This is a genomic window from Erwinia sp. Eh17-17, assembly GCF_039675725.1.
Classification (GTDB): Bacteria; Pseudomonadota; Gammaproteobacteria; order Enterobacterales; family Enterobacteriaceae; genus Erwinia.
The window spans coordinates 75,266-100,811 of sequence record NZ_JBDFQT010000003.1 but is presented as its reverse complement, the minus strand read 5'-3'; the positions used below and the strand labels follow the sequence as shown (position 1 = coordinate 100,811).

At 55.6% G+C, this 25,546-nt stretch carries 25 protein-coding genes; 15 read left to right on the top strand and 10 right to left on the bottom strand.

The window, feature by feature from the left end; all coding sequences use genetic code 11:
* Positions 1–77: 77 nt before the first annotated feature.
* The 5 genes from lpdA to ABEH87_RS10365 all read left to right on the top strand — a co-directional run bounded on the left by lpdA (position 78) and on the right by ABEH87_RS10365 (position 4,209).
* Complete coding sequence (gene lpdA, locus ABEH87_RS10385; RefSeq protein ID WP_346576688.1) at positions 78–1,505, top strand: dihydrolipoyl dehydrogenase; 1,428 nt, start codon at positions 78–80, stop codon at positions 1,503–1,505.
* 131 nt (positions 1,506–1,636) lie between these two features.
* Positions 1,637–2,341, top strand: coding sequence for an SDR family oxidoreductase (locus tag ABEH87_RS10380; protein WP_346576305.1), 705 nt, complete (start codon positions 1,637–1,639; stop codon positions 2,339–2,341).
* Between the two features lie 13 nt (positions 2,342–2,354).
* Positions 2,355–3,029: an ATP-binding cassette domain-containing protein gene (locus tag ABEH87_RS10375; RefSeq protein ID WP_346576304.1), complete on the top strand. Its 675-nt coding sequence runs from the start codon at positions 2,355–2,357 to the stop codon at positions 3,027–3,029.
* A complete protein-coding gene (locus tag ABEH87_RS10370; protein ID WP_346576303.1) occupies positions 3,026–3,670 on the top strand; it encodes an energy-coupling factor transporter transmembrane protein EcfT in 645 nt (214 codons plus the stop codon). The genes ABEH87_RS10375 and ABEH87_RS10370 overlap by 4 nt, the downstream gene beginning before the upstream one ends.
* Positions 3,670–4,209 (top strand): biotin transporter BioY, encoded by a 540-nt coding sequence (locus tag ABEH87_RS10365; protein ID WP_346576302.1) that lies wholly within the window; start codon positions 3,670–3,672, stop codon positions 4,207–4,209. Before ABEH87_RS10370 ends, ABEH87_RS10365 begins: the two co-directional genes overlap by 1 nt.
* Positions 4,210–4,274: 65 nt before the next feature.
* Here ABEH87_RS10365 and ABEH87_RS10360 read toward each other — a convergent pair whose 3' ends face one another.
* The gene (locus tag ABEH87_RS10360; protein ID WP_346576301.1) at positions 4,275–5,261 is read right to left on the bottom strand and encodes a zinc-dependent alcohol dehydrogenase family protein; all 987 of its coding nucleotides are present in this window, start codon (positions 5,259–5,261) and stop codon (positions 4,275–4,277) included.
* Between the two features lie 37 nt (positions 5,262–5,298).
* On the opposite strand from ABEH87_RS10360, the gene ABEH87_RS10355 reads away from it, so the two are divergent.
* Genes ABEH87_RS10355 through ABEH87_RS10345 form a run of 3 tightly spaced genes read left to right on the top strand, consistent with a single transcriptional unit; the run spans position 5,299 to position 8,424 of the window.
* Positions 5,299–5,739: a thioesterase family protein gene (locus tag ABEH87_RS10355; protein WP_346576300.1), complete on the top strand. Its 441-nt coding sequence runs from the start codon at positions 5,299–5,301 to the stop codon at positions 5,737–5,739.
* A gap of 5 nt (positions 5,740–5,744) precedes the next feature.
* On the top strand, positions 5,745–7,256 hold the full coding sequence (locus ABEH87_RS10350; RefSeq protein ID WP_346576299.1) for an AMP-binding protein: 1,512 nt from the start codon (positions 5,745–5,747) through the stop codon (positions 7,254–7,256).
* Positions 7,219–8,424: a thiolase family protein gene (locus ABEH87_RS10345; protein ID WP_346576298.1), complete on the top strand. Its 1,206-nt coding sequence runs from the start codon at positions 7,219–7,221 to the stop codon at positions 8,422–8,424. Before ABEH87_RS10350 ends, ABEH87_RS10345 begins: the two co-directional genes overlap by 38 nt.
* A gap of 7 nt (positions 8,425–8,431) precedes the next feature.
* On the opposite strand, the gene ABEH87_RS10340 is transcribed toward ABEH87_RS10345, so the two are convergent.
* Positions 8,432–9,214 (bottom strand): enoyl-CoA hydratase/isomerase family protein, encoded by a 783-nt coding sequence (locus ABEH87_RS10340; protein ID WP_346576297.1) that lies wholly within the window; start codon positions 9,212–9,214, stop codon positions 8,432–8,434.
* Between the two features lie 1,316 nt (positions 9,215–10,530).
* Here ABEH87_RS10340 and cspG point away from each other — a divergent pair.
* The 3 genes from cspG to yacL all read left to right on the top strand — a co-directional run bounded on the left by cspG (position 10,531) and on the right by yacL (position 14,375).
* A complete protein-coding gene (cspG, locus tag ABEH87_RS10335) occupies positions 10,531–10,743 on the top strand; it encodes a cold shock protein CspG (protein ID WP_062747198.1) in 213 nt (70 codons plus the stop codon).
* 506 nt (positions 10,744–11,249) lie between these two features.
* Entirely contained in the window at positions 11,250–13,847 is a 2,598-nt protein-coding gene (acnB, locus tag ABEH87_RS10330) for a bifunctional aconitate hydratase 2/2-methylisocitrate dehydratase (RefSeq protein ID WP_346576296.1), read from the top strand.
* Positions 13,848–14,012: 165 nt separating this feature from the next.
* Positions 14,013–14,375: a protein YacL gene (gene yacL, locus ABEH87_RS10325; protein ID WP_346576295.1), complete on the top strand. Its 363-nt coding sequence runs from the start codon at positions 14,013–14,015 to the stop codon at positions 14,373–14,375.
* Positions 14,376–14,434: 59 nt separating this feature from the next.
* Here yacL and speD read toward each other — a convergent pair whose 3' ends face one another.
* The 3 genes from speD to ABEH87_RS10310 all read right to left on the bottom strand — a co-directional run bounded on the left by speD (position 14,435) and on the right by ABEH87_RS10310 (position 16,575).
* Positions 14,435–15,244, bottom strand: a complete 810-nt coding sequence (gene speD, locus ABEH87_RS10320) for an adenosylmethionine decarboxylase (protein ID WP_346576294.1) — start codon at positions 15,242–15,244, stop codon at positions 14,435–14,437.
* A gap of 26 nt (positions 15,245–15,270) precedes the next feature.
* Complete coding sequence (gene speE, locus ABEH87_RS10315; protein WP_346576293.1) at positions 15,271–16,128, bottom strand: polyamine aminopropyltransferase; 858 nt, start codon at positions 16,126–16,128, stop codon at positions 15,271–15,273.
* A 99-nt stretch (positions 16,129–16,227) separates the two neighbouring features.
* Positions 16,228–16,575: a YacC family pilotin-like protein gene (locus ABEH87_RS10310; RefSeq protein ID WP_048914955.1), complete on the bottom strand. Its 348-nt coding sequence runs from the start codon at positions 16,573–16,575 to the stop codon at positions 16,228–16,230.
* 212 nt (positions 16,576–16,787) lie between these two features.
* Between ABEH87_RS10310 and cueO the strand changes: the two genes are divergently transcribed.
* Entirely contained in the window at positions 16,788–18,392 is a 1,605-nt protein-coding gene (gene cueO, locus ABEH87_RS10305; protein WP_346576292.1) for a multicopper oxidase CueO, read from the top strand.
* A 279-nt stretch (positions 18,393–18,671) separates the two neighbouring features.
* Here cueO and ABEH87_RS10300 read toward each other — a convergent pair whose 3' ends face one another.
* On the bottom strand, positions 18,672–19,949 hold the full coding sequence (locus ABEH87_RS10300) for a cystathionine gamma-synthase family protein (RefSeq protein ID WP_346576291.1): 1,278 nt from the start codon (positions 19,947–19,949) through the stop codon (positions 18,672–18,674).
* Positions 19,950–20,201: 252 nt separating this feature from the next.
* Between ABEH87_RS10300 and hpt the strand changes: the two genes are divergently transcribed.
* Positions 20,202–20,738, top strand: coding sequence for a hypoxanthine phosphoribosyltransferase (gene hpt / locus ABEH87_RS10295; RefSeq protein WP_133842233.1), 537 nt, complete (start codon positions 20,202–20,204; stop codon positions 20,736–20,738).
* Between the two features lie 114 nt (positions 20,739–20,852).
* Here hpt and can read toward each other — a convergent pair whose 3' ends face one another.
* Positions 20,853–21,515, bottom strand: coding sequence for a carbonate dehydratase (gene can, locus ABEH87_RS10290; RefSeq protein WP_346576687.1), 663 nt, complete (start codon positions 21,513–21,515; stop codon positions 20,853–20,855).
* 108 nt (positions 21,516–21,623) lie between these two features.
* On the opposite strand from can, the gene ABEH87_RS10285 reads away from it, so the two are divergent.
* Complete coding sequence (locus ABEH87_RS10285; protein ID WP_346576290.1) at positions 21,624–22,550, top strand: ABC transporter ATP-binding protein; 927 nt, start codon at positions 21,624–21,626, stop codon at positions 22,548–22,550.
* Entirely contained in the window at positions 22,547–23,317 is a 771-nt protein-coding gene (locus ABEH87_RS10280; protein WP_346576289.1) for an ABC transporter permease, read from the top strand. The genes ABEH87_RS10285 and ABEH87_RS10280 overlap by 4 nt, the downstream gene beginning before the upstream one ends.
* A 91-nt stretch (positions 23,318–23,408) precedes the next feature.
* Here the strand turns inward: ABEH87_RS10280 and panD are convergent, their stop codons facing one another.
* The 3 genes from panD to panB all read right to left on the bottom strand — a co-directional run bounded on the left by panD (position 23,409) and on the right by panB (position 25,519).
* Positions 23,409–23,789, bottom strand: a complete 381-nt coding sequence (gene panD / locus ABEH87_RS10275; protein ID WP_346576288.1) for an aspartate 1-decarboxylase — start codon at positions 23,787–23,789, stop codon at positions 23,409–23,411.
* 65 nt (positions 23,790–23,854) lie between these two features.
* Complete coding sequence (panC, locus tag ABEH87_RS10270) at positions 23,855–24,709, bottom strand: pantoate--beta-alanine ligase (protein ID WP_346576287.1); 855 nt, start codon at positions 24,707–24,709, stop codon at positions 23,855–23,857.
* A 15-nt stretch (positions 24,710–24,724) separates the two neighbouring features.
* Positions 24,725–25,519, bottom strand: coding sequence for a 3-methyl-2-oxobutanoate hydroxymethyltransferase (gene panB, locus ABEH87_RS10265; protein WP_346576286.1), 795 nt, complete (start codon positions 25,517–25,519; stop codon positions 24,725–24,727).
* Positions 25,520–25,546: the final 27 nt, after the last annotated feature.

The window sequence follows — 25,546 nt, the reverse complement described above, 5'->3', positions numbered from 1 at the left end:
GAAGAAGGACGTTGAATAATATACCCAATATACGGGTATCAGCTCTGACCCGCCGGACTATCAAATAAGAGGTCATGATGAGTACAGAAATTAAAACTCAGGTCGTGGTACTTGGGGCAGGTCCTGCAGGCTACTCCGCAGCCTTCCGTGCAGCCGATTTAGGTCTGGAGACCGTAATCGTTGAGCGTTACAGCACCCTCGGTGGTGTTTGTCTGAATGTTGGCTGTATCCCTTCTAAAGCCCTGCTGCACGTGGCGAAGGTGATTGAAGAAGCTAAAGCGCTGGAAGCACACGGTATCGTGTTCGGCAAGCCGCAGACAGATGTGAATAAGATCCGCAGCTGGAAAGAGAAAGTGATCACCCAGCTGACCGGTGGCCTGGCCGGCATGGCAAAAGGCCGTAAAGTCAATGTGGTGAATGGCCTGGGTAAATTTACCGGTGCCAATACCCTGGAAGTGACCGCCGAAGATGGCACCAAAACCGTTATCACCTTTGATAATGCGGTTATCGCGGCCGGTTCCCGTCCAATTGAACTGCCATTTATTCCTCATGAAGATCCACGCGTCTGGGATTCTACCGATGCGCTGGAACTGAAAGAAGTGCCTGATCGCCTGCTGGTTATGGGGGGCGGTATCATCGGTCTGGAAATGGCGACCGTGTATCACGCACTGGGTTCGCAGATCGACGTGGTCGAAATGTTTGACCAGGTGATCCCGGCGGCTGACAAAGATGTGGTGAAAGTGTTCACCAAACGCATCTCTAAGCAGTTCAACCTGATGCTGGAAACCAAAGTGACGGCGGTAGAAGCCAAAGAAGATGGCATCTACGTGACGATGGAAGGCAAAAAAGCGCCATCTGAACCGCAGCGTTATGACGCGGTGCTGGTGGCGATTGGCCGCGTACCGAACGGTAAAGGTCTGGATGCTGGTAAAGCAGGCGTGGAAGTGGACGACCGCGGATTTATTCGTGTCGACAAGCAGATGCGTACCAACGTACCGCACATCTTCGCGATCGGCGACATCGTGGGTCAGCCAATGCTGGCACATAAAGGCGTGCATGAAGGCCACGTGGCAGCAGAAGTGATTTCCGGTCTGAAGCACTACTTCGACCCGAAAGTGATCCCATCAATCGCCTATACTGAGCCAGAAGTTGCCTGGGTCGGTCTGACCGAGAAAGAAGCGAAAGAGAAAGGCATCAGCTATGAAACGTCCACCTTCCCGTGGGCGGCGTCAGGCCGTGCTATCGCTTCCGACTGTGCAGACGGTATGACCAAACTGATCTTCGACAAAAACACTCACCGTGTGATTGGTGGTGCGATTGTCGGCACCAACGGCGGCGAGCTGCTGGGCGAGATCGGTCTGGCTATCGAGATGGGTTGTGATGCCGAAGATCTGGCTCTGACCATCCACGCTCACCCAACCCTGCACGAATCGGTTGGCCTGGCGGCGGAAATCTTCGAAGGCAGCATCACCGACCTGCCAAACCCGAAAGCGAAAAAGAAATAATTCGCCATACGGTTTAAATAACGGCTCCTGCGGGGGCCGTTTTGCTGTCTGTCATTCTGTAAAAAACCGCGCAGAATGCTGCAAAATCGCGTATCTTTGCTGGCAATTTCTGACCGGTCAAAAGGCTCGTTGTGTCCAGTAAAGTTGCCCTGATCACCGGTGCCTCACGCGGTATCGGTCACCATCTTGCCCGCCATTTTTATGCTGCGGGTTATCATCTGATTTTAATTGCACGGGATGCCGGGGCGCTGAACGCCTTTGCCGCATCGCTTGACCCTGCACGGGTGCAGACGCTGGCGCTTGACGTGTGTGATTATCCGGCGGTAGCGCAGCTGGTGCAGCAGGCGCTGAGCGGACATTCGCACGTGGATGTGCTGATTAACGCCGCCGGGATATTTCGCCCCGGCTCAACGCAGACCTCGCTGGCTGATTTCAGCGCGCTGCTTGCCACTAACGTCACCGCGATTCATCATCTTTGCCAGCTGTGTACACCGTGGCTGCTGAAATCTCCTGATGGCCGCATCTTTAATCTTGCTTCGGTCAGCGGCGTGCAGCCTTACGGCAGCGTGGCCAGCTATGCCGCCAGCAAACATGCGCTGGTCGGCTACAGCCGTTCGATTGCCCGTGAGCTGGGCGCACAGGGCATTAAAGTGACCACGCTGTGCCCTGATGTCGTGGACACCGATATGGCACAGGGTTCGGGCCTGACAGCCGACGAGATGCTGAGTACCGACGACATCTGTCGCGCCGTGGACTTCGTGATGTCACTGTCTCCCGCTGCGGTGGTCGAGCAGCTGACCCTCGGACGGCAGTATCGTCCGCGTCAACCCGTCTGAGCCAGGAGACGTTATGCTGGAACTGAAAGGGGTTTCCCATGCTTACGGCGAGCGGAAGGTCCTCAACAACATTAATCTGCAGCTGACTGAAAAGCGTATTGGCATTGTTGGCAGCAACGGCTGCGGCAAAAGTACCTTTGCGCGTCTGCTGAACGGCCTGCTGCTGCCGCAGCACGGCGAAGTGCTGGTTGACGGGCTGAATACCCGCCAGCAGGGTAAAGCGGTGCGCCGTAAGGTCGGGTTTGTGTTTCAGAACCCGGACAATCAGATTGTCTTTCCGGTGGTGGAGGAAGATCTCGCCTTCGGCATGAAAAACCTCGGACTGTCGAAACAGACAATCCGCGAACGCACCGATGCTGCCCTGGCGCGTTATGACATGCAGGACCTGCGTCAGCATCCGGCCCACCTGCTGAGCGGCGGACAGAAACAGCTGCTGGCGATCTCCGGCGTGTTGGTGATGGAACCGGAATATATCGTTTTTGATGAGCCGACCACGCTGCTCGATCTGCGCAATAAGCGGCGTATCGCTGAAGCGATTGCTGACCTTGAGCAGACGGCCATTGTGGTATCGCACGATCTGGAGTTTCTGCAGGATTTTGACCGCGTGCTGGTGTTTGACCACGGGCAGGTGGTGATTGATGATGTGCCCCGGCTGGCGCTGAAAGAGTACGTCAGGATGATGTCATGATGTTAAGTGACTACATTCCGGGGAACTCGCTCATTCACCGCCTGCCGCCGGGGCTGAAGATCCTTGCTCTGGCGCTGCTGGGCACGCTGCTGTTTGTCTTTCCGCGCCTGGAAAGCACGCTGACGGCACTGCTGCTGGTGATGCTGTTCTACCCGCTGGCGCGGATTTCCCCCCGCATTATGCTGTTGCAGCTTAAACCGCTGCTGTGGGTGCTGGCGCTGCTGTTTGCCGTTCAGTGGTGGATGGTGAGCTGGCAGTCCGGCGTGCTGGTGATTGCCCGGCTGGCGGCGCTGCTGCTGATGGCGGCGCTGGTGACGCTGACCACCCGCACCACGGAGATGATCGACGCGCTGGAAAGAGGGCTGTTCTGGCTGCGTTATTTACGCATCAATCCGGCCAAAGTCAGCCTGGCGCTGTCGCTGGCGATGCGCTTTATTCCGGTGCTGGCGGCGATTGTGGCGGAAGTCCGCGAAGCGCAGAAAGCCAGGGGACTGGATCGCAGCGTGATTGCCATCGCTATTCCGGTGATCGTGCGTACCCTGAAAATGGCCGACGATATTGCCGCGGCGCTGGAAGCCCGTGCCTATGACCCCCGACTGCGCCCTGAGCGCTCTGATGCCGAGAAAGTGAGAGGATCTTAATGTCCACCCGAGATATTGTTTACATTGCGCTGTTCGCGGCGATCACCGCCGCGCTGGGGCTGTTTCCCGCGTTCAGCCTGCCGGTGATTGCGGTACCGATCACCGCGCAGACTCTGGGTCCGATGCTGGCAGGGGCGATTGCCGGGGCGAAACGCGGCGCACTGGCGCTGGTGCTGTTTGTGGTGCTGGTGGCGATTGGCCTGCCGCTGCTGGCCGGGGGCCGCGGGGGCCTGGGGATTTTCTTTGGCCCCAGCGGGGGCTTCATTCTGGCGTGGCCGCTGGCCGCGTTGCTGATTGGCTGGCTTTACCAGCGCAACCTTCGCTCGCTGACGCTGGTGAAAGAGGTGCTGATTCTGGCGCTGGGGGGCGTCGTGTTGATCTACTCAGCCGGTATTCCGTGGATCGCCGCCGTTGCCGGGCTTTCTCTGAAGCAGGCTGCGCTGGGGTCCCTTGGGTTCCTGCCGGGGGATGGGGTTAAAGTGGTGCTGGCGGTTATTATCGTGCGAGCGGTGCGCCGGGCGTATCCGACGCTGGAATAATCCCGGGACCTGCGCAGGGGCCGACCCTCTTTTTCGGTCGGCCCGTTTGTGACGCGGATCATCGGTTACATGCGCAATAAAATCTTACCCTGCAACGCTCCTGACTGCACCGCTTTTACTGCCCGATCTATCTCTTCCAGCGCAAACTCTGCCGCAATCTCGGTGGCGATCACCCCGTCGCGGATCAGCGCCATCACCTCATTGATTCTGCGCTGCACCAGCGCTTTTTCATGGTGATGTACCCACTGACGCAGATGGAAGTGAGAGAAGCGGATATCCGGGCGGCTGCGCCAGAACGTCGCCGGGATCGGCTGGCCCGACAGCAGGCCGTAATGGATAAACTGCCCGCCCGGCATCAGCGCCGGGGCCAGCTTCAGCGACTCTTCACCACCAACGCAGTCGAAAATGGCAGCCACGCCACCCGCGCGGGCCAGGTCGGCCAGCGCCTGCGGATAATTCTCTGCGCTGCTGTTCAGCACCTGTTCAGTGTCGTAAGCGCTAAACAGAGTGAGATTCTCTGCTTTGCGCACAATGGCAATCGGCGTCAGCCCCAGATGGCTGGCGATGCGGATCAGCATTTTACCGATGGCCGAATTCGCGGCATTAATAATAATGCGCATCCCCGGCGTGGCTGCTAACGCTTCCGTCAGCATCAGCAGCGCCGTCATGGGGTTAACGTAGCTGGTCGCAGCCTGCTGGTCAGTGACGAAATCAGGCAGGGTAAAACACCACTGCGGATCGCTGTCCTTGTAATGTTGCCACGCCCCCATGCTACCCACCGGCAGGACGCGCTGGCCGACCGCCATATCGGCGGATTTACTCTGGCTGACTCTGCCCATCCCTTCGAATCCCGCGACAAAGGGCAGGGCAATGCGTGAGCGGTAGGCACCGGAAATGGTAATAATATCAGAGGGGTTTATCGTGGCGAACGCCATTTTAACCCGCACCTGACCGGCAGCTAATTCCGTCAGCTCGCTCTGTTCAAGCCGCATAACCTCACTGATATTGCCGAACTCCCGGACCACTGCTCTGGTGAATAAAGTCTCTTTCATGGTATATTTTCTTCAGTGTCGTCCGGTTTACAGGTTAATGATTTTTATGCAGGAACAGTATAATAGCGAAGCATTTCGCGTATCAATGCGCGATATAGATTTAAACGGTCACGTCCACAATTCCGTCTATTTAGATTATTGTGAAGATGCCGTAGTCAATGCGTTTCGCCGCGCTGATATTCTGCCATTATTTCGCCCGCATACTGCAGGCGTTGCCTATCATGTGAAAAAATGCGAAGCCACGTTCTTTCATCCTCTTTCCGTTGACGATGTCGTGTTGCCGCAGGTATTGATTGAGAAAATCGGTAACAGCAGTTTAATTTTCACTATTCGCTTAATGCTGGGCGATAACACCACGCTGAGCGCTGAAGGTAAATTAGTCTGGGTCTGCGTGGGCCTGTCGGATAATAAACCCTGCCCGATACCGGATGATGCACGCCGGGCGCTGACGCGCCACTTTTCGTTTGCCGGAGCCTGAGCGTTATGCCGGTTCACGACAGAGTCAAACGTCACGCGCAAAACCACCCTGCGCAGACCGCCGTCGATATAGCAGGGAAAACCCTGAGCTGGCAGCAGCTGTGGCAACGTTCACAGGCGCTGTATCGTACCCTTTGTCAGTCATCGCTGGCTGACGGTAACCCCGTCGTGGCCATTGCCACCGGCAACGACATTACCTTTCCCGTTGCCTGGCTGGCCGCCACCGCACAGCCCTTTACCGCCGCGATTATCGACCCGCAGGCCCCAGCAGAACAGCTGAACGATACGCTGCACCGGCTGAGCCCGAACCTGCTGCTGCTTAAAGCCGGGGACAGGGCGCTGATTGACCTGGCTGAACGGCTGGCAATCCGCTGGCGGGCGATCGATGACGCACCGGCCACAGACGACCTGCCGGACGACCCGGCGTTCACCGCCGGAGTGCAGGCTGACACGCCGTTTTTAATCAACTTTACCTCTGGCACTACCAGCCTGCCGAAGGCCTTTATCCGGTCGCGGCGCTCCTGGCGCGCCAGCTTTGAAAACGGTGAGGCGATCTTTGGCTTAGAGGATGCCCCTTCGACGCTGTTTCCCGGTCCTTTGTCGAACGGGATCGGCCTTTACTGCCTGAATGAAACGCTGTACGCGGGCGGGACGTTCTACAGCCCCGGTCAGTGGCAACCTGAAGTCACGCTGGCGCTGATAGCACAGCAGCAGATCCAGCGGCTGGTGGTCGTGCCTACCATGATTGCCGGATTTGCCCGTGCGCGGGATGCGTCGCAATATCCCGGCGTGCGCAGCCTGTTAAGCGCCGGGGCCAAGCTGGAGCTGAATCATTACCGCCAGGCGCGGGCACTGTTTCCCGCCGCGCGCGTGCAGGAGTATTACGGGGCATCAGAACTGGGTTTTGTTGCCGTCTCCAGCCTGGAGGATGCGCACGTCAGTTCCCAGCTGGCCACGGTCGGGCACGCTTTTCCCGGCGTGACGATCAGCATCCGTGACGACGACGGTGAACTGCTGCCGCTGAATCAGCCGGGCACTATCTTTATCGCCAGTGAACAGATTATCGACCGCTATTTATGGGGCGATGACGGCAGCGCGTTCGTTAAATCATCCAACGGAGCCACGGTGGCCGATATCGGTTATCTGGACGATGATCGGCGGCTGCATGTGATTGGCCGCCGGGGAAATATGATCCTCAGCGGCGGGAATAATATCTATCTCTCCGAAATTGAGTCAGCGATCAAATCCCTGCCGGGCGTTATTGAAGCCGTGGTGATTGCCATTGATGATGACTATTCAGGCAAAAAGATGGTAGCGATTGTTGAAGCGGCGCCGGAAGACCTGAAACAGCTACCACAGCGCTGCCGTGAACGGCTGGCGAAATACAAACTCCCCCGCCAGTTTTATCAGATTACGCGCTGGCCACTGACGCCGGGCGGTAAAATAAAACGTACCGAGCTGGAAAAAAGGATCGCACAACATGACAGCGGCTCAGACCTTACTGAATTATCAGCCTGACGATGACGTGCAGCCGGTGATCGTTGCGGCCCGGCGCACTGCCGTTGGTCGCGCTTACGGTGTGTTTGCCGGCGTTCCGATGGAAGCGCTGCTGGCCCCTCTGTTTCAGCAGCTCGTCGCTGCTCTTCCGCAGGGGTTTAGCGCTATTGATGAAGCGATCGTCGGTAATGCGACCGGTGGCGGAGGCAATATTGCACGGCTGGCGGCGCTGACCGCCGGTCTGCCGTTCTCCGTGCCGGCCGTCACGGTCGATCGCCAGTGTGGTTCCGGGCTGGAAGCGGTGATCCAGGCCTGCCGTCTGGTGCAGGCCAGGGCCGGAGAGTGTTATCTGGCGGGCGGCGTTGAAAGCGTCAGCACTGCGCCGTGGCGGGTGGAAAAACCCGGTTCGCTAAAACAGATGCCGCGTTTTTATGGGCGGGCGCAGTTTTCACCCGATGACATCGGTGACCCCGAAATGGGCATTGCGGCCGAAAATGTGGCGCGCCAGTGTGGTATCCGTCGTGAACGCCAGGACCAGTTCGCCCTGCGCAGCCATCAGCGCGCGCTGGCGGCACAGCAGCAGGGGGCTTTCCGCCAGGAGATTGTCCCGGTCAGTGTGAAAGGGCAGTGGGTGACGCAGGATGAGTGCCCGCGTGCCGACACGTCGCTGGAAAAACTGGCGGCGCTGCCGCCCGCGTTTAGCGCCGATGGCACGGTGACGGCGGGTAACTGCTGCCCGCTGAATGACGGTGCGTCGCTGTTGCTGATCATGAGCCGCCGCAAAGCGCGTGAGTGTGGTTTTACGCAGGGGCTGCTGTTTGCCGATGCCTGTAGCGCCGGCGTCGATCCTAATCTTCTTGGCCTCGGCCCGGTGCCCGCCACGCAAAAATTGCTGTCGCGCCAGCCCGGCCTGACGCTCAATAGCATCGACGTGATTGAATTTAATGAAGCCTTTGCCGCCCAGGTGCTGGGGTCTGTTGACGCGCTGGGCATTGATGAACAGCGGATTAATTTGCAGGGCGGGGCGATTGCGCTGGGCCACCCTTATGGCGCTTCCGGTGCGATAATGGTGACCCGCCTGTTCGGTCAGCTGCTGAGCCAGCCGCACGGCAACGGCTATGGTCTGGCGATGCTCGGCATCGCCGGTGGGCTGGGATTAAGCGCGCTGTTTAAAGCGGTTCAGCTGTAGCGGGGGATTATTTTCCCTGCCAGTTCGGTCTGCGCTGTTCTGCAAAGGCGCGCAGGCTTTCCTGATAGTCTTCGCTTTGTTGCAGTTTCTCCAACTCCGCGGCGCTCTGCTGGCGGAGATCGGCCATCAGCGCCTGTTTTAGCAGAGTATTGCAGGCCTGCACGGCCAGCGGGGCGTTACGGTTAAGGCGTGCCGCCAGCGCCAGTGCGCTTTCCAGCAGATCTTCTGCTGTCGTCACCTGACAGAACAGACCGAGCGCCAGCGCGCGCGCGGCCTCCATCGTTTCGCCAGTCAGTAACATTTCGCGGGCAACGCTGACAGGCAGCCGGCTCGCCAGCTGGCTGATGGCTCCACCAAGCGGTAGCAGGCCGTGTTTCACTTCCGGCAGTGCGATTTTTACCTGCTCAGCCGCAACGATAAAATCACACTCCAGCGCCAGCTCAAGACCGCCGCCAAAGGCGTGACCGTTAAGCACCGCAATCCAGATTTTGCGTCGTGGCAGATGCTGCAGCGGGTTATAGCCGCCGTGGGAGTTAATCAATCCTTTCCCGCCGTCGGTAAAGGCCTCCTGCAAATCTGCGCCACCGCAAAATACCGTGCCGCTGCCGGTGAGGAGCACGGTTCGGATATCCGGCTGCTGTTCGCACCAGTTCAGGCACTGTTCCAGCTCGGCAATCATCACGGCGTTGTAGGCATTACTTGCGCCCGGACGGTGCAGCGTCAGGCGTGCCATGTGCATCGTCGGGCGGTCGCAGCGGATCAGTTGCGTATTCGGTTGTGGGTTATTCATGGTGGCTCACTGCGTCTCAGAAGGGGAGGTGGAGTGTATCACGCCGCGATTCGCCTGCTGTCACTCGTCGATGGAGTGGCACGGAGCAGTGATAGTGACCGGGGGTAATAAAATGTTGGGCTGCCCGAACGTCTGTTTGCGGCGGAGAATATTATCGGTGAACGTTGCACTGTGCGGGAATTTTCACGGGTGGAGCGTGATTATGCCTGAATCCTGAACGGATAAGTCTCTGCAGCAGAATAAACGCGGTCATTGAGTGGGTTTATTTTCCTGGTGACAGCAATCTGGCATGAATATTGATTTTTTGATGCTTTTTCGTCATTTAAGGTAATTTTGTCGCTGATATTTACTGATAATTGGCGTTAATATCACCATATCTTCCCGTATCACGCCATCTCAGAAGGTAAATACTGATAATAATCACATGGTATTAAAACCAGTATTGACTCTGTTTTTTAAAGCAGTAGATTAGAACCCACAGCAGGCAAATATTACGCTGCTGTGAAGCACTAAGAAGTAAGAGTTATATTTGCGATGAAGGTCACGAAGTATTGTTGTATGGGATGTCGTAGCAGGAGTTTCAGTTAATTCAACTTGCTTCGACGATGCTTTAAAGGCCACGCAGTTAGTTGCAGAATCGCAGGGTGGGAACGTTAGCGCGACGACATAAGGCTATGATTTATCGATGTAAGTGAGTCTGAGTGTTGTGATGTCTTGTTAGTGAATCACAATGGAAGTCAGGCCACGTATCAAAGAGTCTACGTCGCGATGGGTGTGTACTTGTTTAATCCGCCATGTCTGTTGACCGGCATGATGATGTTAACTGTCATTTATGGAGGTAAGCTAGAATTTTAGTCACTAATACTGTCCGTAATAAACACGTACATTTGACGAAGTATTAATAGCAGTAAAACTTGTTAAGTTCGTTAATGTTAAAATTTGAGTTAGCAGTACCTTAAAAGCCCTGGCAATCTGTGTCAGGGCTTTTATCATTTACAGGCACTATCCATTCTTCATTACCCCGGCACTTGCCGCCTCTCAGCGGGCACCGTTTTGCAGACAGGCATTGAGCAATAAAGTTCAAAAAATATAAGTGAAATGAATCCTTGCTTGTTCAGTCGTATCCGGTCTACTATGTTTGCATCGGTTTGGAATACAGACCTTATGAAAGCAGTTTTAGTAAAGCAGTCCTCAGTACAAGTGTTATCACAGATATCCCTTCATCGAGAGCCTCCTCCTAAGTGCCCATAAGTTAAAATCTGATGAACAGGCCATGTTCGCCATGTTAAGTGGCTCAAAAATGAATAGGAAATATTATGTCTAACAAAATGACTGGTTTAGTAAAATGGTTTAACGCTGATAAAGGCTTCGGTTTCATCACTCCAGCAGACGGCAGCAAAGATGTATTCGTACATTTCTCTGCTATCCAGAGCAGCGATTTCAAAACCTTAGATGAAGGCCAGAAAGTGGAGTTCTCTATCGAGAACGGCGCTAAAGGTCCATCAGCAGTAAACGTTGTCGCGCTGTAATTCGCGATAACCTCGCTACCACAGACGACAGCGATGATGGCAAAATAGCCTGAGCAGTGCAGTGTTAGTGATAAAAAAGCCGCCTTGTGCGGCTTTTTTTGTTTTTGCCCTCAGCCAGAGTCCCCCCTCTTTCTCCTCAGTGCTCCGCAGTTCTCTCCCGCTGATAAGTTATTAAAAGGCTATTTAAAATAAGCTGCATTTATTTCCACAGGCTCAGACGGGAGATTGCGTTACAGAAGATACAGGGTTTTTTGGCCGCAGATGAAGAATAAGCGGCAGAATTATTACGGGTAAGCAGTGAAAGCCGCTGGAAAGTCGGTTTTTAGCCCATGATAACTGTCAGGCTATTGATGTTGCTTTTTTGTAAACGGATTAACACGCAACCGAAATCCTGCTATGCTGGCCCTCGCGAAACCGGGCACCTTACCCTACTCATGGATGATTTTCACCTTACGGTGATTCAGGTAGTCCGGGATGCCAAATACAATGAGAGTGAGGAGAACGTCGTGCTAGAAGAATACCGTAAGCACGTTGCCGAGCGTGCTGCCCAGGGGATTGTTCCAAAACCGTTAGATGCTTCCCAAATGGCCGCGCTGGTTGAACTGCTAAAAGCCCCTCCAGCGGGTGAAGAAGAATTTCTGTCCGATCTGTTAATCAATCGAGTACCACCAGGTGTTGATGAAGCGGCCTATGTTAAAGCCGGTTTCCTGGCGGCCGTCGCCAAAGGCGAGGCAACGTCTCCTCTGGTTACCCCTGAACTGGCCATTAAGCTGCTGGGTACCATGCAGGGTGGCTACAACATCCATGCGCTGATTGACGCGCTTGACGATGAAAAGCTGGCTCCGATTGCCGCTGAAGCGCTGTCCCACACGCTGCTGATGTTCGATAATTTCTACGACGTCGAAGAAAAATCCAAAGCGGGTAACCCGCACGCGAAGAAAATTATTCAGTCCTGGGCTGACGCGGAGTGGTTCCTTAAGCGCCCTAAACTGGCAGAAAAAATCACCGTAACCGTGTTCAAAGTGACCGGCGAAACCAACACCGACGACCTTTCTCCGGCGCCGGATGCCTGGTCTCGCCCGGATATTCCACTGCACGCGCTGGCAATGCTGAAAAACGCCCGTGAAGGTATTGAACCTGACGAAGCGGGTAACGTCGGTCCGATCAAACAGATCGAAGCCTTACAGGCTAAAGGTTTCCCGCTGACCTACGTCGGTGACGTGGTCGGAACCGGTTCTTCGCGTAAATCTGCCACCAACTCGGTGCTGTGGTTTATGGGCGATGACATCCCTTACGTACCAAACAAGAAGGGCGGTGGCGTCTGCCTCGGCGGTAAAATCGCCCCTATCTTCTTCAATACCATGGAAGATGCCGGTGCGCTGCCGATTGAAGTAGACGTTGACCGTCTGAATATGGGCGATGTCATCGATATCTACCCTTATAAAGGTGAAGTGCGTAATCACGACACCGACGAAGTGCTGGCTAACTTTGAGCTGAAAACCAACGTGCTGTTGGATGAAGTGCGTGCCGGTGGCCGTATCCCACTGATTATCGGCCGTGGCCTGACGACCAAAGCCCGTGAGTCTCTCGGTCTTCCGCACAGCAATGTGTTTGAGCAGGCGAAAGATGTAGCGGTCAGCACTCGTGGTTTCTCACTGGCGCAGAAGATGGTTGGCCGTGCCTGTGGCGTTGACGGCGTGCGTCCTGGCGCTTACTGCGAACCGAAAATGACCTCGGTAGGGTCGCAGGACACCACCGGTCCGATGACCCGTGATGAACTGAAAGATCTCGCCTGCCTCGGCTTCTCAGCGGACCTGGTGATGCAGTCCTTCTGCCATACCGCCGCCTATCCGAAGCCGGTTGACGTGACGACGCACCATACGCTGCCTGACTTCATCATGAACCGCGGCGGCGTGTCGCTGCGTCCGGGTGACGGTATTATCCACAGCTGGCTGAACCGTATGCTGCTGCCGGATACTGTCGGTACCGGTGGTGACTCGCACACCCGTTTCCCGATTGGTATCTCTTTCCCGGCGGGTTCTGGTCTGGTTGCCTTTGCCGCTGCGACCGGCGTTATGCCGCTGGATATGCCTGAATCTGTGCTGGTGCGCTTTAAAGGGAAAATGCAGCCGGGGATCACCCTGCGCGATCTGGTGCATGCGATCCCACTGTATGCCATCAAAGCGGGTCTGCTGACCGTTGAGAAAAAAGGGAAGAAAAACATCTTCTCTGGCCGCATCCTGGAAATTGAAGGTCTGCCAGACCTGAAAGTTGAGCAGGCCTTTGAACTGTCAGATGCATCAGCTGAACGCTCTGCCGCCGGTTGTTCTATCAAACTGAGCAAAGATCCGATCATTGAGTATCTGAATTCTAACATCGTGCTGCTGAAGTGGATGATCTCTGAAGGTTACGGCGATCGTCGTACTATCGAGCGCCGTATTCAGGGCATGGAAAAATGGCTGGCCGATCCGCAGCTGCTGGAAGGCGATGCGGATGCAGAATACGCGGCGGTGATCGAGATCGATCTGGCCGATATCAAAGAGCCCATCCTGTGTGCGCCAAATGACCCGGATGATGCCCGCCTGCTGTCTGACGTGCAGGGCACAAAAATCGATGAAGTCTTCATCGGTTCCTGCATGACTAACATCGGTCACTTCCGTGCCGCCGGTAAACTGCTGGATGCGCACAAAGGCCAGCTGCCAACCCGTCTGTGGGTGGCTCCGCCAACCAAGATGGATGCGGCGCAGCTGACCGAAGAGGGTTACTACAGCGTGTTCGGTAAGAGCGGTGCGCGTATTGAGATCCCTGGCTGTTCACTGTGCATGGGTAACCAGGCGCGTGTGGCAGATGGCGCAACGGTGGTATCGACCTCAACGCGTAACTTCCCGAACCGTCTGGGTACCGGGGCGAACGTGTTCCTGGCCTCGGCCGAGCTGTCAGCGGTCGCATCGCTGTTAGGTAAACTGCCCACGCCGGAAGAGTATCTGACGTTTATGGACCAGGTGGATAAAACGGCCGTGGATACCTATCGTTATCTGAACTTTGACCAGCTGAGTCAGTACACGGATAAAGCCGACGGCGTGATTTTCCAGACTGCGGTTTAACCCTCAGTCAGCGCTGAAAAACCGGGCCATGTGCCCGGTTTTTTTATGCCTGATATAAAACGCTGTTTTTCCCGCGCCGGGCTGCGATAATGCGCGCCAGAGCTCAGTATTGTCGCGGCAGGCGCGCAGAATGTTTTTGAGCTGGCTGGCCGGGAGGAAAGCGCGATGGAATATGAATTTTTAAGAGATATCACCGGTGGGGTGAAGGTTCGCATGACCATGGGCCATGAGGCCGTTGGCCACTGGTTTAATGATGAAGTGAACGAAAATCTGGCGCTGCTGGATGAAGTTGAAGCCGCGGCCGCAGAGGTGAAAGGCAGCGTGCGTCAGTGGCAGCGCGTGGGCAGCGAGTACACGCTGTTACTGGACGAAGAAGAAGTGATGATCCGCTCCAACCAGCTGAGCTTTGAAGGCGACGAGATGGAAGAGGGCATGAACTACTACGATGAAGAGAGCCTGGCGTTCTGCGGCGTGGAAGATTTTCTCGCTGTCATTGCCGCCTACCGCGCCTTTTTACAGGGGCGGTAGGGGCCGATCAACGATCGACCCGCATAATCCCACCCCTGCGAAAAACAGGATTAGAGCCGTTACTGCGTTTTTAATCCTACGGAGGGAATATTGCGGCCGTAGTAAATTTCACGCATCTCTTTCCACAGCAGGTCGGTAATACGTTTATGCTCCTGCGCGCTGAGATCGGCGGGATCGGTATTAAACAGATAGTGTTTAAGATCGAACTCCTTCAGCAGCATTTTCGTGTGGAAGATATTCTCCTGATACACATTCACATCCATCATGTCGTACATCGACTTCATATCATCGGACATGAAATTCTGGATGGAGTTGATCTCATGATCGATAAAGTGTTTCACCCCGTTCACGTCGCGGGTAAAACCGCGCACGCGATAATCGATGGTGACGATATCGGATTCCAGCTGGTGGATTAAATAGTTCAGCGCTTTCAACGGTGAAATCACCCCGCAGGTCGATACTTCAATATCAGCGCGGAACGTACACAAGCCGCCTTCAGGATGGCTTTCCGGATAGGTATGCACACAGATATGGCTCTTATCCAGATGTGCTACCACGGAGTTTGGCAGTGGGCCAGGGTGCTCTGAGGTATCGATATCGCGCGGATCGATGGGCTCTTCGCTGACCAGAATCGTCACGCTGGCACCCTGAGGTTCATAGTCCTGGCGCGCAATATTCAGCACGTTTGCACCGATAATGGAGCAGGTTTCACTCAGAATTTCAGTCAGACGGTTAGCGTTATACTGCTCATCAATGTATGCAATATATCCGTCGCGCTCGGCATCCGTGTTCGCGTAACAGATATCATAGATACAAAAACTCAGGCTTTTCGTCAGGTTGTTGAAGCCATGTAGTTTCAGCTTTTGCAATTTCGTTTACCCCTAAGAATACCCGGCTAGTCAGCCAGTGCATTCAACAGATATTGCGGCAGGGCAAAGCTGCCAGTGTGGATCGCCGGATTATAATAACGACAGGTCAGGCCCGCTTGCGCAAATCGTGAAGCAAGAGTCGCACTGTCGAGCTGGCGCAGCGCCGGATTATCGCTGGCCCAGGCAAAGGTCATAATACCGCCGTAATAGGTCGGGATCGCCGCCTGATAGAAGCTGACATCGCTAAAGTAGTGGCCGAGTTTACGATGGCTGTTGACGGCTTCTTCCTGCTGCAGGAAGCAAACACCATTCTGCGCCACAAAAATACCGTTAGGGTTCAGGCAGCGGTGGCAGCCCTCGTAAAAGTCCGACGTAAACAGGCTTTCACCCGGCCCAATCGGGTCGGTACAGTCAGAAATAATCACATCGAATTTTTCGCTGGTCTGCTTAACGAAGTTTACGCCATCATCAATCACCAGGTTAAAACGCGGGTCATCGTAAGCGCCCTGGCTGTGGTTAGGCAGATACTCTTTGCAGAACGTGACTACTCCGGCATCGATTTCGACCATAGTGATCTTTTCGATATTTTTGTGACGGCTGACTTCACGCAGCATTGCGCCATCGCCACCGCCGATAATCAGCACTCGCTTTGGTGCACCGTGGGCCAGCAGCGGCACATGGGTCATCATCTCATGATAGATGAACTCGTCGCGCTCGGTGGTTTGCACCACACCGTCCAGCGCCATAACGCGACCCAGCGCGGAGTTTTCAAAAATTACCAGATCCTGATGCCCGGTCTGTTCGCGGTACAGGACTTTATCGACAGAAAAATACTGTCCGAATCCGGCATGAAGCGTTTCATACCACATTTCTTTATCGGTCATGGTGGGGATTCCTCCTGACGAAAAATGGGCCAATATCATAGCCATTTATGACCATGGTTGCACGGTCAAATGCTCAGCAGGAGGAAGGATAACAGCGGATTATTTCACGTAGGCGAGCAGGCTCAGCGAGTCACGTGCCAGAGATTTGCATTTGGTGTCATTAGGAACGGCAATCCCGCTCAGATCGCGGTAGCTGTCTTCCCCCAGCGCTTTCATATTAAAACTGTTGTAATTGGTTAGATCCCAACGGTTTTGCTGCGCGAAAAACACCAGCGCACGGCGAATTTGCCCGTCTGGTAAATCCTGATAGCCACAGTCATTTTTCAAATAGACAAATACGGCGGTTAAATCTGCCAAATCTTCTGCTTCCGATTCGCTCAGGGCGAAGCTGGTGGAGGAGAAGCCAAACAGCCCTAACAGCAACAGAGCCTTGATGCTTTTCTTCATGGTTTTTCTCATACGTGTGCAATAACCTGACGTTAGCACAGTTCGCGCCGGGTGCCAGCCACTTTTACGGCAGAAAAGTCCTGGAGCGTTAATTCCGCATCTTTTAATAGGCTTGACCTTCCCGCTGGGGCAGGGTTTATGCTGCGGATCACTCTCCCCTGGGTCACTTGCCGTGCGACGGGGATATCGCTATCTGACGTAAGGAATGGACGATGCAACGTCGTGATTTTATAAAATTCAGCGCCGCGTTAGGCGCAGCCAGTGCATTGCCTCTGTGGAGCCGTTCACTTATGGCCGCTGAACAGCGCCCGCTGCTGCCGATCCCTGTGCTACTGACCGCCGATGCGCGCAGCGAAATCACCCTGACCGCTCAGACGGGCAGCAGCCTGTGGCGTGGCAAAAAAGTCCCCAGCTGGGGCTATAACGGCAGCCTGCTTGGCCCGGCTATTCAGCTGGAGCGCGGTAAAGAGGTCAATATCACCGTTTATAACCGTCTGCCGGAAGCCACCACCGTTCACTGGCACGGCCTTGAGCTGCCGGGTAACGTTGATGGCGGACCGCAGGCGCGCATTGAGCCGAAACAGAGCCGTCGTGTGACGTTCACTCCCGATCAACCCGCTGCGACCTGCTGGTTCCACCCGCATCAGCACGGCCGTACTGGCTACCAGGTGGCGCAGGGGCTGGCCGGGCTGGTGCTGATTAACGATCCAGAGAGCGGCAAGCTGCTGCTGCCGCAGCAGTGGGGCGTTGATGATATTCCCGTAATTTTGCAGGATAAGCGCCTGAGCGCTGACGGCAGCCAGATTGACTATCAGCTGGATATCATGAGCGCGGCGGTAGGCTGGTTTGGCGATACGATGCTGACCAACGGCGCCATCTATCCACAGACTGGCGTGCCGCGCGGCTGGCTGCGTTTGCGTCTGCTCAACGGCTGCAATGCGCGCTCGCTGAATATGACTACCAGCGATAAGCGCCCAATGTATGTGATTGCCAGCGATGGCGGGCTGTTGGGCGAACCGGTAAAGGTCAGCGAGCTGCCGATGATGCCGGGCGAACGTTTCGAGGTGCTGGTCGATACCACCGACGGCAAGCCGTTTGACCTGCAAACTCTGCCGGTACGTCAGATGGGCATGACTCTGTCGCCGTTTGACCAGCCGCTGCCGGTGCTGTCAATTAACCCGCTGCGGATACTGGCGAGCGGAACGCTGCCGGACAAGTTAGTCGATGTGCCTGCCATCCCGTCTGCTGACGGGCTGAAAACCCGCTGGCTGCAGCTGATGATGGACCCTGAACTTGACCGTCGCGGCATGAAAGCACTGATGGAAAGATATGGACATGCATCGATGGCGGGTATGACGATGAAGGGTCATGACGCCCCTGAACCAGCCGGTAAAAGTGAGTCCGGAATGGCGGGGATGGATCACGGCAGTATGGCGGGCATGGATCACGGCACACCTGCGAAAGGGTATGATTTCCATCAGGGGAATCAGATTAACGGTGTGGCCTTTAACATGGATAAGCCGTCGTTTGAGGTGAAGCAGGGGGCTTATGAGAAGTGGACTATCTCCGGTGAGGGTGACGAGATGCTGCATCCGTTCCATATCCACGGCACCCAGTTCCGTATTCTGTCTGAAAACGGTAAGCCTCCGGCAGCGCATCGCAGCGGCTGGAAGGACACGGTGCGGGTAGAGGGCTGGCGCAGCGAGGTGCTGGTGCGCTTCAACCATCAGGCCGATGCAGCGAATGCCTATATGGCGCACTGCCATCTGCTGGAACATGAAGACACCGGCATGATGCTCGGTTTTACCGTGGCGTAAAAGGCACGGTCTGTCAGACCCTTTTTTTCAGCGGTTTTTTATCTATCTGATTAATATGAGTATTTTAAGGTGGTCAAAAAAAAGGGTCTGCGGCGCGAAAAGTGATAAAAAGAGAGAGAAGTAAACAGGTTAGCGTTGTAAAGTAACGGTTCACTGCCGTACAGGCAGCGCATCCAGGGCGGACCGAAAAAGAAGATCCGCCCTGGATATTCGCAGAAGTGCAGACAACCGGTTCACTGTCAGGGAATTTGTAGGGGTCGATCAACGATCGACCCGCCGCTAGCCCAGCGACAGACGGACGTCCTCGATCAAATCATCCTTATTCTCAATCCCAATCGACAGGCGAATGGTGGAGGAGGTGATGCCAAAGCGGTTGCGCACCTCCAGCGGCACGCCGGAATGGGTGGTGCTGGCGGGGTGGCTGGCGAGAGATTCGGTGCCGCCCAGGCTGACCGCCAGCTTAAACAGCTGCAACGTATTGAGGAAACGGAACGCCGCCGCCTCGCCGCCGCGAATATCAAACGAGAAGGTGGAACCGGCCCCGCTGCACTGGGTGGTAAACACCTTGCCAGCGGCGGAGGCCGGGTCGAGGTACGGCAGATAATGCACCTTTTCCACCTGCGGATGACTCTGCAGGAAGGCGGCGACCGCTGCGGCGTTATCGTTGGCGCGCTCCATGCGCAGCGCCAGCGTCTCCAGCGAGCGGCCAATCATCCAACTGGAGTGCGGATCCAACTGGGTGCCGATGGCGCTGCGCAGGGCTTTCACCTGGCGGATTAACGCCTTGCTGCCCATTGCCGCTCCGGCAATCAGGTCCGAGTGGCCGCCCACATATTTAGTCAGCGAATAGAGCGAGATATCGGCCCCGTGTTCGGTCGGGCGCGAGAACACCGGGCCAAGCAGCGTGTTGTCACAGGCGATAATCGGGCGATGCTGCTGCTGACGCTCAATCTGGTCGGCCACGCGTCCGATCAGCGCGATGTCCACCAGGCTGTTGGTCGGGTTCGCCGGGGATTCAATCAGGATCACCGACACCCGTCCCAGCTTCATCGCCTCTGCCGCTGCGGCCTGTACCACCTCTTCGTTCACCCCGTCGGCAAAACCGAGCGTAGCCACGCCCAGATTGCGGAAGGTTTTACTCAGCAATGTCTCGGTGCCACCGTACAGCGGCTGGGAGTGCAGAATGGTATCGCCAGGTTTAACAAAGGTCAGCAGGGTGGTGGAGATGGCCGACATGCCGGAAGAGAACAGCGCCGCACTGTCGGTGCGCTCATAAATTGCCAGGCGGTCTTCCACAATCTCGCTGTTAGGATGGTTAAAGCGCGAGTAGACCAGCCCGTTCCCTTCACCGGCAGGCGGTTCGCGGCGCCCGGAAACGTAGTCGAAAAAGTCCCGCCCCTCTTCCGCGCTGTTGAACACGAAAGTGGAGGTGAGAAACACCGGCGGTTTGACCGCGCCTTCTGACAGTGACGGGTCATAGCCATAGTTGAGCATCTGGGTTTCAGGATGCAGCTCGCGGTCACCGATATGGGTTTTTTTAGAATGTGAAGAAGGCATGAAAACTCCGGCCGTCAGGCATAGGATCTATTATTGTTGCGCATAAACTAGCATGAGGCAGGACGTCGGCATAAATGCCTAAACGCTCTATGGTTAAATCAAAATGCCATATGAAATCCGGCTATCTGAACGTATAGCAGTCTATATGTCTGTTTTGTCTGGCAGGGAAATCCGTTGCGCACTGTGAGCGACGCCACGCTGAAGTGTGATAAACTTCACCGCTTTCCCTGAGCAATCGACGAACCACTATCTATGAAACACACCGTTGAAGTGATGATCTCCGAAGCTGAGATCAAATCCCGCGTTGCCGAACTCGGCAAGCAGATCAGTGACCACTACCGTGACAGCGGCAGCGACATGGTGCTGGTGGGCCTGCTGCGCGGCTCCTTTATGTTTATGGCCGACCTGTGCCGCACCATTGACGTTTCGCATGAAGTCGACTTTATGACGGCCTCCAGCTACGGCAATGGCACCTCAAGTACCCGTGATGTCAAAATCCTGAAAGATCTGGATGAAGATATCCGCGGTAAAGACGTGTTGATCGTCGAAGATATTATCGATTCAGGTAATACTCTGAGCAAAGTGCGTGAGATTTTCAGCCTGCGTGGGCCGAAGTCACTGGCGATCTGTACCCTGCTGGATAAACCGTCGCGTCGTGAAGTGGATGTGCCGGTGGAGTACGTGGGCTTTGCCATTCCTGATGAGTTCGTGGTGGGCTACGGTATTGACTACGCTCAGCGCTATCGCCACCTGCCGTATGTGGGTAAAGTGGTGATGCTTGACGAATAGTGCCTCACAGCACAATCGACTAAGGCCGGATTTTCCGGCCTGTAATAACATACTGCGCTTGCCCGGCATTCTTCATCCAGCGTGAATGATTAAGAGCAAGAGTATCAAGGTGGATTACGGATTGAGATCCGGGTCGTTCAGCAGGTTTGCAATACCGTGGCGGTAGCGCTGTTCAAGGATTTCGCGGCTGGCTGCACTGACGCCGAGATCGCGCAGATAGCCGTCCTGGATACCGTAGACCCAGCCATGAATATTGACCTTCTGCCCGCGTTTCCAGGCTGACTGCATCACGGTAGAGTGACCCAGGTTATACACCTGTTCAATCACGTTGATTTCACACAGTTTATCGAAACGTTTTTCAGGCGGCAGTTCGCCCAGTAACGAACTATGCTTGTACCACAAATCGCGAATATGCAGCAGCCAGTTATCGATCAGGCCCAGCTCCGGGTTTTCGACGGCGGCCTGAACGCCTCCGCAGCCGTAGTGGCCACAAATGATGACGTGCTCGACTTCCAGCACCTCTACCGCGTACTGCACCACTGACAGGCAGTTTAAATCGGTGTGGATAACCAGGTTGGCGACATTGCGGTGAACGAACAGTTCACCCGGCTCCAGCCCGGTCAGGCGCTCGGCTGGTACGCGGCTGTCAGAACAGCCAATCCAGAGAAAACGGGGTTTTTGCGCCAGAGAAAGGCGCTCAAAGAAACCGGGATCTTCCTCTTTCAGCAACCGGGACCACTGGCGATTGTTGCTGATAAGGGTATCAATATCTTTCATGATGGTGTCGGCCAATTGCTCAAAATGCGATGAAGTAATATAGGGCAATGCGTCACGATTGAAAATCACAAACAAGAAACCTTAACAAAACAGGGCACTCTTTAACCTATGACTTATGCACTGGAGCTTGAAAAGCTGACCAAAACCTACTCAGGTGGGGTTCAGGCGCTAAAAGGGATCGACCTTACGGTAGAAGCCGGTGACTTCTATGCGCTGCTGGGGCCAAACGGTGCCGGTAAGTCCACCACTATCGGCATTATCAGTTCACTGGTGAATAAAACCGCCGGTAAGGTGCGGGTGTTTGGTTACGACCTGCAGCAGGATGTGGTTAACGCCAAGCGCCAGCTGGGGCTGGTGCCGCAGGAATTTAACTTTAATCAGTTTGAAACCGTGCTGCAGATTGTGGTCAGCCAGGCCGGACTGTACGGCGTGGAAAAACCTGAAGCGCAAAAACGCGCGGAGAAGTACCTTAAACAGCTCGATCTGTGGGAAAAACGCAACGAACGTGCGCGCATGCTCTCCGGTGGCATGAAGCGCCGCCTGATGATTGCCCGTGCGCTGATGCACGAGCCTAAGCTGCTGATCCTCGATGAACCGACCGCCGGAGTGGATATTGAGCTGCGCCGCTCAATGTGGACCTTCCTGCAGGAGCTGAACGCGCAGGGCACCACCATCATCCTGACCACGCACTATCTGGAAGAAGCCGAGATGCTGTGCCGCAATATCGGCATTATTCAGCGCGGTGAGCTGGTAGAAAACACCTCAATGAAAGGCCTGCTTTCCAAGCTGAAGTCGGAGACCTTTATCCTCGACCTCGCGCCGAAAAGCCCGCTGCCGAAGCTGGAAGGGTTCCAGTATCGCCTGGCGGATACCTCGACGCTGGAAGTCGAAGTATTGCGCGAGCAGGGGCTGAACAGCGTGTTCAGCCAGCTCAGCCATCAGGGCGTGCAGGTGCTCAGTATGCGCAACAAAGCGAACCGTCTTGAGGAGCTGTTTGTGGACCTGGTCAACGGCCGCAATGGAGATAAAGCATGACACATTTGTATTGGGTGGCCCTGAAAAGCATCTGGGGTAAGGAAGTTAACCGCTTCGCGCGTATCTGGATCCAGACGCTGGTGCCGCCAGTGATCACCATGACGCTCTATTTTATTATTTTCGGCAATCTGATTGGCTCGCGCATCGGTGAAATGCACGGCTTCAGCTACATGCAGTTTATCGTGCCTGGCCTGATTATGATGGCGGTGATCACCAACGCCTATGCTAACGTCGCGTCGTCGTTCTTCAGCGCCAAGTTCCAGCGCAATATTGAAGAGCTGCTGGTGGCGCCGGTGCCGACGCACGTGATCATCGCGGGCTACGTCGGCGGTGGCGTGGCGCGCGGTATCTGCGTGGGGGTGCTGGTAACGGCCATTTCACTGTTCTTCGTGCCGTTCCAGGTTCACTCCTGGCTGATGGTGGCGGTAACGCTGCTGCTGACGGCGGTGCTGTTCTCGCTGGCCGGGCTGCTGAACGCCGTGTTTGCACGTACCTTCGATGATATCAGTCTGATCCCGACCTTCGTGCTGACGCCGTTGACCTATTTAGGGGGCGTGTTCTACTCGCTGACGCTGCTGCCGCCGGTGTGGCAGATGGTGTCGAAGCTGAACCCGATCGTCTATATGATCAGTGGCTTCCGCTACGGTTTCCTGGGCATTAACGATGTGCCGCTGGTGTTTACGCTGGGCGTACTGGTGGCGTTTATCGTGGTGTTTTATGCGCTGGTGTGGGTACTGATTCAACGCGGGCGTGGATTACGGACCTGATATAAAACATTTTTATCGGGTTGAGCGGGAAAGAAGGTCAACCCGACAGGTGTTAACGGGGCCGGTCGCAAATGCGATCGGCCCCGTTGATTTACGCGACCTGAACCGGTACGGCTTTCGCCACGCGCTTCATCTGATTATCACCTTCAAAATAGGCCACTTTAGGCTGCCACTCCCGCGCTTCGGCGTCTGACATTTCCACGTAAGAACAGATAATCAGCAGGTCACCTTCGCAGGCACAGCGTGCAGCGGCCCCGTTGACAGAGATGATCTTCGAGCCGCGTTCGGCGGCAATCGCATAGGTGGAAAAGCGCTGGCCGTTGTTGACGTTATAGATGTCGATCGCCTCGTACTGCAGAATGCCGGAAGCGTCGAGGAAATCCTGGTCGATAGCACAGGAACCTTCGTAATTCAGGTCCGCCTGAGTCACGGTGACCCGGTGAAGTTTGCCCTGCAACATAGTACGGTTCATAGATAATCACTCTGCAATCAATTCAAAAAAACGGCCGTCAGTATTGCCTGAGCGGGCGCGGCTGTCTACTGCGTCAGATCAACCTGCTGGTTATCTATCAGACGTGCCTTACCCAGCCAGGCGGCCATCAGGATCACCGCGCGCTGGCTGTCGACGTTTAGCGGCAGGAGCGTACCGGCATCGACAATCGCCAGCCCGTCAGCCTGCAAGCCCTGTTCACTGAGCGCGGCTTCCGCGTCGGCGATCAGGGTTTCGACGTGACGTTCGCCCTGGCTTAACTTATCAGCGATGCTTTTCATCACTTTACTGACCACGGGGGCGATCTTACGCTCGTCTGCCGTGAGGTAACCGTTGCGTGAACTGAGCGCCAGGCCATCTTTAGCACGCACGGTCGGCACGCCGACGATCTCAATATCGTAGCCCATATCGGCCACCATTTTGCGGATCAGCGCCAGCTGCTGATAATCTTTTTCGCCAAAGCAGGCGAGGTCAGGCTTCACCAGGTTAAACAGCTTGCTGACAATCGTCGCGACGCCGCGGAAATGTCCCGGACGGCTGGCGCCTTCCAGCAGCGTGGAGAGCCCCGGAACATCAACGAAGGTCTGCTCGCCCAGGCCTTGCGGGTAAACGTCACTCGCCGCCGGGGAGAACACCAGGTCAACGCCGCGGCGATTCAGTTTCTCGCAGTCTTCCTGCAGCGTGCGCGGATAGCGCGCCAGGTCGTCGGCACGTTCAAACTGCATCGGGTTAACAAAAATCGACACCACGACGATATCGGCGCGCTCGCGCGCTTCGTCAACCAGTGTCATATGCCCGTCGTGCAGGTTGCCCATTGTCGGTACCAGCGCGATGCGTTTGCCATCCTGGCGCCAGCGCCGCACTTCACGGCGCAGCATTGGCAGCGTTTCAATAATCAGCACGTCTGTACTCCTCGGTTACTGGAAACTGTGTTGTTCTGCCGGATAGCGACCGGCTGCCACTTCTGCCACATACTGGCGAACCGCAGCGCGGATATCCCCGGCTTCAGTGAGGAAGTTTTTAGCGAATTTTGGAATGTGGCCGCCGGTAATGCCGAACGCGTCGTGCATCACCAGGATTTGGCCGTCGGTAACATTACCGGCCCCGATGCCGATGGTCGGGATGGTCAGCGCCTCAGTAATGCGTTGCGCCAGCGCTACCGGCACGCACTCCAGCACCAGCAGCTGTATACCGGCGGCTTCCAGCGCCAGCGCATCGTCCAGCAGGCGGTCTGCGTCGGCGCTGTCCCGCCCCTGAACCTTATAGCCGCCGAAGATGTTCACCGACTGCGGCGTCAGGCCCAGGTGACCGCACACCGGCACGGCCCGCTCGGTTAACTGTTGTACCGTGCCTGCCAGCCATTTTCCGCCTTCCAGCTTAACCATATTAGCCCCCGCGCGCATCAGCTGCGCCGCGTTGTCAAACGTCTGCTCAGGGGTGGCGTAACTCATAAACGGCAGGTCAGCCAGCAACAGGGCCGTGGCGCTGCCGCGACGAACCGCCTGAGTATGATAGACGATATCGGCAACGGTCACCGGCAGCGTTGAATCATGACCCTGGACCACCATGCCCAGCGAATCGCCGACTAGCATCACCTCAATACCTTCATCAGCAAACAGTTTAGCGAAACTGAAATCATAGGCGGTGATCGAGGCAAATTTTCGCCCCTGTTGTTTCCACTGATGCAGGGTCGAGACTGTTGTCGGTTTCATCATGTCACCTTAATAAATCGGAGTTGC

Coding starts and splice junctions, on each gene's coding strand:
- ABEH87_RS10360 (WP_346576301.1), bottom strand. CDS start 5,261: ATGAAAGAGACTTTATTCACCAGAGCAGTGGTCCGGGAGTTCGGCAAT.
- ABEH87_RS10375 (WP_346576304.1), top strand. CDS start 2,355: ATGCTGGAACTGAAAGGGGTTTCCCATGCTTACGGCGAGCGGAAGGTC.
- panB (WP_346576286.1), bottom strand. CDS start 25,519: ATGAAACCGACAACAGTCTCGACCCTGCATCAGTGGAAACAACAGGGG.
- ABEH87_RS10340 (WP_346576297.1), bottom strand. CDS start 9,214: ATGAATAACCCACAACCGAATACGCAACTGATCCGCTGCGACCGCCCG.
- can (WP_346576687.1), bottom strand. CDS start 21,515: ATGAAAGATATTGATACCCTTATCAGCAACAATCGCCAGTGGTCCCGG.
- ABEH87_RS10345 (WP_346576298.1), top strand. CDS start 7,219: ATGACAGCGGCTCAGACCTTACTGAATTATCAGCCTGACGATGACGTG.
- panD (WP_346576288.1), bottom strand. CDS start 23,789: ATGAACCGTACTATGTTGCAGGGCAAACTTCACCGGGTCACCGTGACT.
- ABEH87_RS10365 (WP_346576302.1), top strand. CDS start 3,670: ATGTCCACCCGAGATATTGTTTACATTGCGCTGTTCGCGGCGATCACC.
- ABEH87_RS10370 (WP_346576303.1), top strand. CDS start 3,026: ATGATGTTAAGTGACTACATTCCGGGGAACTCGCTCATTCACCGCCTG.
- yacL (WP_346576295.1), top strand. CDS start 14,013: ATGGAATATGAATTTTTAAGAGATATCACCGGTGGGGTGAAGGTTCGC.
- lpdA (WP_346576688.1), top strand. CDS start 78: ATGAGTACAGAAATTAAAACTCAGGTCGTGGTACTTGGGGCAGGTCCT.
- ABEH87_RS10285 (WP_346576290.1), top strand. CDS start 21,624: ATGACTTATGCACTGGAGCTTGAAAAGCTGACCAAAACCTACTCAGGT.
- cspG (WP_062747198.1), top strand. CDS start 10,531: ATGTCTAACAAAATGACTGGTTTAGTAAAATGGTTTAACGCTGATAAA.
- ABEH87_RS10355 (WP_346576300.1), top strand. CDS start 5,299: ATGATTTTTATGCAGGAACAGTATAATAGCGAAGCATTTCGCGTATCA.
- ABEH87_RS10350 (WP_346576299.1), top strand. CDS start 5,745: ATGCCGGTTCACGACAGAGTCAAACGTCACGCGCAAAACCACCCTGCG.
- cueO (WP_346576292.1), top strand. CDS start 16,788: ATGCAACGTCGTGATTTTATAAAATTCAGCGCCGCGTTAGGCGCAGCC.
- ABEH87_RS10280 (WP_346576289.1), top strand. CDS start 22,547: ATGACACATTTGTATTGGGTGGCCCTGAAAAGCATCTGGGGTAAGGAA.
- ABEH87_RS10300 (WP_346576291.1), bottom strand. CDS start 19,949: ATGCCTTCTTCACATTCTAAAAAAACCCATATCGGTGACCGCGAGCTG.
- speE (WP_346576293.1), bottom strand. CDS start 16,128: ATGACCGATAAAGAAATGTGGTATGAAACGCTTCATGCCGGATTCGGA.
- ABEH87_RS10310 (WP_048914955.1), bottom strand. CDS start 16,575: ATGAAGAAAAGCATCAAGGCTCTGTTGCTGTTAGGGCTGTTTGGCTTC.
- hpt (WP_133842233.1), top strand. CDS start 20,202: ATGAAACACACCGTTGAAGTGATGATCTCCGAAGCTGAGATCAAATCC.